The organism is Euzebyales bacterium (assembly GCA_035461305.1).
GTDB lineage: Bacteria > Actinomycetota > Nitriliruptoria > Euzebyales > JAHELV01 > JAHELV01.
In genome coordinates, this window is the sequence record DATHVN010000229.1 from 1 (window position 1) to 1,716 (window position 1,716).

Annotated in this window: 3 protein-coding genes; all 3 read left to right on the top strand. The window is 68.7% G+C overall.

The features are described from left to right. Positions 1-14: 14 nt before the first annotated feature. From VK923_20720 to VK923_20730, 3 genes are read left to right on the top strand one after another with little or no spacing between them, the layout of a single operon-like run. Positions 15-173 carry a hypothetical protein gene (locus VK923_20720; GenBank protein ID HSJ47103.1) on the top strand — a complete coding sequence of 53 codons (159 nt, stop codon included), beginning with the start codon at positions 15-17 and terminating at the stop codon, positions 171-173. After that, on the top strand, positions 170-454 hold the full coding sequence (locus tag VK923_20725; GenBank protein ID HSJ47104.1) for a transketolase C-terminal domain-containing protein: 285 nt from the start codon (positions 170-172) through the stop codon (positions 452-454). The genes VK923_20720 and VK923_20725 overlap by 4 nt, the downstream gene beginning before the upstream one ends. Positions 455-489: 35 nt before the next feature. Continuing rightward, positions 490-1,512, top strand: coding sequence for a dihydrolipoamide acetyltransferase family protein (locus VK923_20730; GenBank protein ID HSJ47105.1), 1,023 nt, complete (start codon positions 490-492; stop codon positions 1,510-1,512). The last annotated feature ends 204 nt before the right edge of the window (positions 1,513-1,716 follow it).

A 1,716-nucleotide genomic window follows, 5' to 3' on the forward strand; every position in this document is an offset into this window, starting at 1 on the left:
GGTACCACAAGATCATCGCGATGGCCGACGCCGACGTCGACGGAGGCCACATCACGACTCTGCTGCTGACGTTCTTCTACCGGATGATGCCCAAGCTGGTGGACGGTGGGCACCTCTACCTCGCACAGCCACCGCTGTATCGACGTGCGTTCAATCGTGCCGCTCGACCGTGACGCGATCCTTGGCGTCGGTCGAGAAGACCGGTCACCTCGTCGTCGCGGACCCGGCTCACGAGTTCGGCAGTGTTGCGAGCGAGGTCGCCGCGTTCGTCGCGCAGGACGGGTTCTGGCACCTCGAGGCGCCGATCACCCGGGTGACGACGCCGCACACGCACATCCCGTTCAGCGCGTCGCTGGAGGGGCCGCTGTATCCCAGCGCCGACCGGATCGTGCAGGCCGTCCAGGGTTTGGAGCCGCCACGACGCGCCGCCGACGCTCCACGCGCCGTGTCATGAGCGAGGTCTCCCGTGACGAACGCAGCCCGCCACCGATGGTGACGGAGGTTCGGCTCCCGCAATGGGGCATGGGTATGCAAGAGGGGACCATCGTCACGTGGCTCAAGCGCGTGGGCGACGAGGTGGAGGCCGGCGAACCAATCGCGGAGATCGAGGCCGCCAAGACCACCGAGGAACTGACCGCCCCGGTCGACGGCGTCCTACAACGCGTGCTGGTCTCCGAGGGGAGGACGGTTCCCGTCCAGGAGCTCCTCGCGGTCATCGCCGCCCCCGACGATGTACCTGCAGAGGATGCCGATGCCGGTGACGGGACCGACGGCGCAGCGGGGGGCACCGAGCCGTCCCCGACCACCGAACGAGCCGCAGCAGCGACCACCCGCCGCCAGGTGACGCCGCGAGCACGCCGCCTAGCGACGGAGCTCCGGACCGATCTCGACGCCGTCGAGGGCACCGGTCCGGGTGGGCGGATCATCGAGGACGACGTCCGACGGGCCGCTTCCGCTGCGTCGGTCGCAGACGACGCGGGGACGATCCCTTTGACGGGCATGCGCGGCACGATCGCCCGACGCATGCACGACAGCCTCGCGACGATGGCTCAGCTCACGCTGACCACGACCGCCGACGTGACCGAGCTCGCGCGCCGGCGGGAGCGCGTGGCGGCCGAACCGCGGCCCACCTACACCGATCTCTTGATCTTCGCGGTCGCGCAGGCGCTGCGGGAGCACCCACGAGTCAACGCCACAGTCGACGGCGACCGCATCCGCTTGATCCCCGACATCCACATCGGCATCGCCACCGCGGTCGACGGCGGCCTGATGGTGCCGGTTATCCGGGACGCCGACCGCAAGTCGCTGGCGACGATCGTTGGGGAGCGCAGACAGCTCGTGGCGCGCACCCGTGTCGGTGACGTTGGCGCCGACGAGATCTCCGGCAGCACCTTCACGGTGACGAACGTCGGTGGCTACGGCGTCGACAGCTTCACGCCGATCATCAACCCGCCAGAGGTTGCGATTCTCGGGATCGGAAGAATCGTGGACCAGCCCGGCTCGCGATGGTGACGCCTTGGTATGGCGCAAGGCGTTGACCCTGAGTCTCACGATCGATCACAGGGTCATTGACGGCGCGCCCGGCGCCGCCTTCCTGCGAACGACCGTGCACCACCTCGAACATCCAGCGGAGTGGCTGCATGACGGATAGCGCAAGTCGACGGCGCGCGTGTACCACTCCTCGGCAATCATCTCCCTGATGCGCGCGGGCGAGGG